Annotated in this window: 7 protein-coding genes; 1 reads left to right on the top strand and 6 read right to left on the bottom strand. The window is 62.1% G+C overall.

Annotated features, from left to right (window positions below; translation table 11 throughout):
• Positions 1–193: 193 nt before the first annotated feature.
• From JNL55_RS35410 to JNL55_RS35395, 4 genes are all read right to left on the bottom strand, one after another.
• A complete protein-coding gene (locus JNL55_RS35410) occupies positions 194–586 on the bottom strand; it encodes a DUF6165 family protein (RefSeq protein WP_293866143.1) in 393 nt (130 codons plus the stop codon).
• Between the two features lie 16 nt (positions 587–602).
• Positions 603–1,634 (bottom strand): hypothetical protein, encoded by a 1,032-nt coding sequence (locus tag JNL55_RS35405; protein WP_293866140.1) that lies wholly within the window; start codon positions 1,632–1,634, stop codon positions 603–605.
• Between the two features lie 9 nt (positions 1,635–1,643).
• Positions 1,644–2,462: a glycosyltransferase family 2 protein gene (locus JNL55_RS35400; RefSeq protein WP_293866137.1), complete on the bottom strand. Its 819-nt coding sequence runs from the start codon at positions 2,460–2,462 to the stop codon at positions 1,644–1,646.
• A 76-nt stretch (positions 2,463–2,538) separates the two neighbouring features.
• Positions 2,539–3,603, bottom strand: coding sequence for a glycosyltransferase family 9 protein (locus tag JNL55_RS35395; protein WP_293866134.1), 1,065 nt, complete (start codon positions 3,601–3,603; stop codon positions 2,539–2,541).
• A gap of 10 nt (positions 3,604–3,613) precedes the next feature.
• On the opposite strand from JNL55_RS35395, the gene JNL55_RS35390 reads away from it, so the two are divergent.
• Complete coding sequence (locus JNL55_RS35390) at positions 3,614–4,390, top strand: 3-deoxy-D-manno-octulosonic acid kinase (protein ID WP_293866131.1); 777 nt, start codon at positions 3,614–3,616, stop codon at positions 4,388–4,390.
• Between the two features lie 13 nt (positions 4,391–4,403).
• Here JNL55_RS35390 and lpxL read toward each other — a convergent pair whose 3' ends face one another.
• Together lpxL and JNL55_RS35380 are read right to left on the bottom strand one after the other, a co-directional pair.
• Positions 4,404–5,330, bottom strand: a complete 927-nt coding sequence (gene lpxL / locus JNL55_RS35385; protein ID WP_293866128.1) for an LpxL/LpxP family Kdo(2)-lipid IV(A) lauroyl/palmitoleoyl acyltransferase — start codon at positions 5,328–5,330, stop codon at positions 4,404–4,406.
• A complete protein-coding gene (locus tag JNL55_RS35380; RefSeq protein WP_293866125.1) occupies positions 5,327–6,265 on the bottom strand; it encodes a hypothetical protein in 939 nt (312 codons plus the stop codon). The genes lpxL and JNL55_RS35380 overlap by 4 nt, the downstream gene beginning before the upstream one ends.
• Positions 6,266–6,281: the final 16 nt, after the last annotated feature.

Here is a 6,281-nt window from a genome sequence, read left to right as displayed (position 1 = left end):
CCTTCGTCGCGCGATCGCGCGACCGTTGGGTCCCATCCCTGGGCGCACTGCGACGAAAAGGTCCCTCTTTTTCGACGCTGCCTGGAGCAGGTAGGTCGCTCCCAGCGGCGCCTTGACGTTCGCGGTGCTTGTTACGCTTCGGAAGGGAGATCAGACGCGTTCTCCCTCTGTCCTCTCATTCGTCGTCTTTTTCTCAATACTTCGCGTAACTCTTCTCTTCGACGATCTTCGAGCCCAGCTTCGTATTGATCGTCTTTTTCACCGCGGCTCGTTCGTCGTTGCGGATGTATACGGCTCGGGCCAGTTCGATGAATTGTTGGTCGAACTGTTTTTGCCGTTCTTTATCTCGGATGTCGTCCTCGATATCCCACAGCTGCTTGTTCACATCTCGCAACTGTTTCCATTCAGCGTCGATGTTGGTGCTGGCATAGGCCGACGCCTGCCAGGTCTCCTGCAGTAACTGCAGTTCGATTTTCACATTGGCGAGCTTGGTGGCGTCGCTGATGTTGGCGGCTTTGATTTCCAGGATGGTGATCTTGTCGATCAGTTCGCCTGGGGAAACGGGGACTTTGATTTCGGTGCTCATGGATTTGCTCGCAGGGTCAGGCCAGGCCCCAATAGCCCAGCCGTTTGCGGATTTTGATCTTACGCCACCAATTGCTTGGTTTCGGCTGGCGATTGCGGCCGCCGGCGGCGATGAATTCGTCGACGGCATCTAGGACTCGCTCGCACGAGTGGCCGTCGCGGTAAGGATGAATCGAGTCGGCGTACTCACGCACAGCTCGCATCAGCTCGGGCGGGCGAGCCAATGCCTTCTCGATGGCAGGCAGCAGCAACTCCGGTGAGTCGATGTCGATGAGTTGCGGGCCGGGGCGGCGGTTCTTGAACGTCACCACGGGCTTGTAGGTCAGCAGGAACTCGTTGAGCGCTGACGATGTGTCCGAGATCATCATGTCGACCTGAGGGAACAAGTCGAGGATGTTGTCCTCGGTGGCGAAGCGCAGGTACTTGCCTTCCAGTGCGCGATATTTGGCAACCGTCTCAGGCGCGCTCTTCGGATGTAACGTCACGATCCAGCGCCAGCGGCCACTCTGCGACATCTCGCGAATGGTGTCGTAGAGGATGGGCGCGGCGCTCCACGAAGGCGAAAACGTGGAGTGATACAGGATCACCGGTGGTTCGTGCAGCGGTGGTGGCTCGGGTGAGCCGTGGGCGCGCATGAAGGGATCGAGCTTGGGCCAGCCGGTTTCTTTGACGGCGAAGTGGCCCAGCTCCTGGGCTTTCTCTTTGAAGGCCTGAGTGTCGCGAGCACCGGTCGTGCAGTACAGGTCGAAGAAGCCGCGAATGTAGATGTGCCGCGGCTTGCCGGCGTCGAAGCCATGGAACACTTCGACTTTCACGCCGGGAAAGAAATGCGGAACGGCGTTGCTCGAGGTCAGCACGGCGATCGGGTTGAACTCACGTACTTCGCGAGTGGTGCGCAGGAATGTTTCATCCGGGCGCAGCTCTTCAAAGCCAGGGCCGTCGAAGAACCAGGCTACCTTGCCGCCGCGAGCGCGGATCGCATCCTGGAGCGGACGAAGGATGGCGAGCGCATAGCGCTCCGAGCCGTACAGAAGATAGTGCTTAGTCATCAGTAATGTTTACGGATCCAGTCCATAGCCATGCAGCAGCTGGGCGGCCATGTCTCGCGACTCCGGATTGCGCTGCATTTCGTAGTAGCGCATGCGCTTGTACACCGCATACGCGGCGGCGGTCTGCGCAACTACATAACCACGCCAGCCGTCGAGGAACGCCAGCCGCAAGAAATAGTCCTTGAGGAAGGCGGCGAGGTACACGAACGGCGTGAGCCACATCTGCACCGGCTTGCCGCGATCCAGCCAATCGCGTGCTTTGAGCTCGGCGTAGCGCAGCGTCTTGAGCTGCTTGTGCACCAGGGTCGGGTTGTTCAAGTGAATGAACGGATGCTGCAAGGTCGGCGTCGGGCCGTCGAAGCGCAAGGACTCGTGCACGCGCACGTCGGTCCAGCGAGCGCGGGCGCGATGATAGAGGCGGCCCATGCGTTCGCCAACCATCGGTCGGTACCAGCGCATCTGTGCCCCCATGTACCAGGTCTGGCGACGCAGGATGGCGCCGGCATTGGCGGACTGCATCAGCTCGGGCAAGCGTTGCTGTAACTCGGCGGCCAGTTCGGGCGACAACGCTTCGTCGGCGTCCAGGGTCAGGATCCAGTCGTGCGTGGCCTGAGTGGTGGCGAAATTGCGTTGTGGGCCGAAGCCCAGCCAGTCCTGGTGGACCACGCGAGCACCATGCCGCTGCGCTACTTCCTGGGTGCCGTCGGTGCTGCCGGAGTCGATCACCAGTTTTTCGGCGGCGAACGGCACGCTGTCTAAACAGCGGCCGATGGCGGACGCTTCGTTACGAGCGATCACCAGGAGCGTGACGGGCAGGGTGGCGGGCATACCGGCAGTTTCGCTTACGGGCGTCGGCAGGGGCAATGGGCGGCCAGGCGCGGGCGTGGCAGCGCCGGGCCGGCGATCATTTTTTACGCGCCAGGCTCAGTAGCAGCGCGTGCAGTTTCTTGATCACGTCGTCCGGGGTGATCAGGTCCATCACGCCGGGGCGCTCGATCTTGGTGGTCCACGGGATCTCGGCGGCTGGCCGGTTGAGCAGCTTGCGGGCGGCCTGGTCGTATTTGTCCACACACCATTGCCGACTCAGGTACGGGCCGCTGCGCGCCGGGTTGGTGGCGGCGTACAGGCCGATCACCGGGATGCCGGCCGCGGTGCCCATGTGGGCCGGGCCTGAATCGGGAGTGATCAGCAGCGTGGCGCGGCCCAGGGTCGCGAAGAATTGCAGCAGCGTGTCCTGGCCGATGGTGTTCTGGCAGTTGTGCTTCATGCGGCTGACGATTTCTTCGCCAGTGCGCTTCTCGATGTCGCTCGGGCCGCCGCACAGAATCACCCGCATGCCGAGCGATGCAATCGCATAGTCGGCGACCTCGGCGTAGTACTCCGAGCGCCAGTTACGCAGCTTATGGCTCGAGCAGGGACTGATGATGAGCGTGTTGCCCGGCTCGGGAATCAACTTCTGCGCATAGGCCACGGCATCGTCGGTGAGCGGAATGTCCCAACGCAGCAGCCGTTCGTACACGTCGAACTTTTCGGCAAAGCCGAACAGGCTGTCCAGCACGTGCTGGCGGGCGGCTGGCGCGATGCGCTGGTTGGTGAACAGCCATTGCAGTTCGCGCGCGCGGCTGCGATCGAAACCGAGTTTGAGTTTGGCCGGAATCGCGGTCGACAGCAGGCTCGCGCGCAGCGATAGCTGCATATGCATGAGCACGTCGAAACTGCGGCCACGCAAGGCTTCCTGCAGCTTGGCTCGTGCTTGCCAGGTGCCGCTGCGTTTATCGACGACGATGAATTCGATGTCCGGCAGGTGGCCGAACAGCTTGGCTTCGAGACGGCCGATGACCCAGGTGAAACGGGTGTTGGGCCAGGCTCGTTGCAAGGTGCGGATCACCGGCAGAACGTGGCAGGTATCGCCGATGGCCGAAAGCCGCAACAAGCAGACGCTGGCAGGTGGATGGGTGACGTTATACATTTCCTTCCGAATGACCGACGAGCAATTCATCGCCAGCGCCGGCGGCGGCATCCTATACGACGCTTCGCGCATAAGTAAGCCAGGGGCAGAATTGTTCTCGCGAGCTCACTGGGCCGCGCGCGAGGCTTTGGAAGAGATCGCCGGCGGTCGCAGCTCGATTGCGTTGCTGAACGTGGCCAGGACCGATTATTCGTCTGCTGCCGCCCCCTCTGGCATCGAGTCTTCTGGTGGCCAGCAAGGGGGCACCCGCTGGGTATTGCGGCATTATCGCCGCGGCGGGCTGATGGCCAAGTTGTCGCAAGACAGCTACCTATGGACCGGCGCCGCCCGCACTCGCTCATTCGCCGAATGGCGGCTGTTGGCGGAGCTGCGCCGTCGCGGCTTGCCGGTGCCGGCGCCGATTGCAGCTCAATACGTTCGCGGTTTGTTTACTTATCGTGCCGACTTGATCACTGAGCTGTTACCGAGCGCGCGCACGTTGGCGGATGTCATCACCGGCCACGAGTTGCCCGAAGCCGGTTGGCGAGCGGTTGGCACTACCGTTGCGGCATTTCATCGTGAAGGCGTGCATCACGCCGATCTCAACGCCAATAACATTCTGCTGGGGGCCGGCGAACGCGATGTTTATTTGCTCGACTTCGACCGCGGCCGCATCGAAGCGCGGGGTTTGTGGGAGCAGGCGGTGATCGCGCGGTTGCGTCGCTCGCTCGACAAGATCAAAGGGCAGCGAGCCGATGTGAGATTCGGCGAGCGCGAATGGCAGTGGCTGAGTAGCGGACTGACTTAACGTCGGCCGAGCATCAGCTGGCCCGTTTGCGTTTGTAGTAATCCGGATAGTCCGCCGTCAGTCCCTTGAAGCGACGGTGAATCCACAAGTACTGCTCGGGCACGTGCCGCACCTGGGCTTCGATCAATTCGTTGAAGCGCTTGGCGTCGGCCACCGGATCGTCGCTCGGGAAGTTTTCCAGCATGGGATGAATGACCATGCGGTATTGGCCGTTGGGCAGGCGCTCCGGAAAGTATGGCAGCACCGCTGCGCCGGTCATGCGCGCCAGTCGCGACGTGGCGGTATTGGTTGCTGCCGGGATGCCGAAGAACGGCACCATCTGCGCGCCCTTCTTGCGGTACGCCTGATCGGGCGCATACCAAACCGGCTCACTGGCTTTCAGCGCTGAGATCAGCGTGCGAACGTCATCGCGAGGGATGGCGCGTTTGGCACGGGCACTGCGATTGCGCATCAAGAACCGCTCCAGCACCACGTTGGCTGTCGGGCGGTACATGATGCTGGCGCCGCCGGGGACTTGATCGCACAGCACGCGCGCGCCGATCTCCAGCGTCGTGAAATGAGCGCTCAACAGAATCGCGCCACGACCGCGCGCCAGAGCGGTATCCAAATTGCCTTTGCCTTCCAGCTGCGCCAGCTTGGCGACGCGCTGGTTCGAGGCCCACCAGGAAATGGCGGTTTCGAACAGACCCACGCCCAGGCTTTTGAAATGTTCCTTGACCAGGCGTTCGCGCTGCTGATCCGACAGTTCGGGCAGACAAATGCCCATGTTGGTTCGCGCGATGCGGACGAATGAGACCGGCAGGCGTGCCAACAAACTACCCAGCGCGCGACCCATTAACGCGAGCAATGGATAGGGCAACGGCGCCAGCACGCGCAGCGTGCCGAGGGCCAGCCAAGTGGGCCAGTAATGCGGCCGTAGTAAAGGCAACAGGGTCTTCATCGGCGTCGATAAGGATCGTCGTCGGGGCGCTTGAAACGTTTATAGGTCCACAGGTACTGCGCCGGATTGCGACGAGCGTGGTCTTCGATCAATTCGTGGAAACGACGAGTATCGGCCACCGGGTCGCCGGAAGGAAAGTCGGCCAGCGGCGGATGGATCACGATGGTATAGCCGGTGTTGTCGGCGCGCCGTTCAGGAAAGTAGGGCAGCACCGGTGCCCCGGAAATTTTCGCCAGTCGCGAGGTGGCGACGTTGGACGCGGCCGGCACGCCGAAGAACGGTACCAGCTCGCTGTTTTTACCGGTGTAACGCTGATCGGGCGCGTACCACACCGGCAGATTGCTTTTCAGGTTTTGCAAGAGTTCCCGGATTTGTTCGCTGGTCACTGCCTGCGCCGTATGTTTTTCGCGGTTACGGCGGGACAGCTCGGCGATCAGCGGATTGCTCGGCGTCAGGTACATGACGCTGGTGGGCCCGAGCAAGGTCAGTGCGCGGGCGCCCATTTCCAGCGTGGTGAAGTGGGCGCTCAGCATCAGTGCGCCCCGGCCCTTGGCCAGCGCCGTCTGCAAATGTTCCTCGCCTTCGAACTGAATCAGCCGACGCAGCCGTGCGTCGCTGGCCCACCAAACCAGACCGGTCTCCAGCAGGGTGCAGCCCAGCGATTCGAAATGCTCGCGCACCAGCTCGTCGCGCTCGGTCGCCGACAAGCCCGGCAGGCACATGTCGATGTTGATGGCAGCGATGCGTTTATCCCGGCGCGCGAACCGATGTGCCAGCCGGCCCAGCGCCCGGCCCACTGCCAACTGCGCGCGCAATGGCAAAACATTCACGGCACGCACCAGTCCCAGCCCCAGCCAAATGGGCCAGAACCGTGGTCCGAGAAAGCGGTAGAGCGCGATACGGTTGGATGGTGGGGCCGACGGTGATGTAGTCATCACTTCATAGAAGGCA

Source organism: Steroidobacter sp. (assembly GCF_016790065.1).
Classification (GTDB): Bacteria; Pseudomonadota; Gammaproteobacteria; order Steroidobacterales; family Steroidobacteraceae; genus Steroidobacter.
Note: the sequence above shows the minus strand (reverse complement) of the source record. Positions and strands in the feature narration are given on the sequence as shown.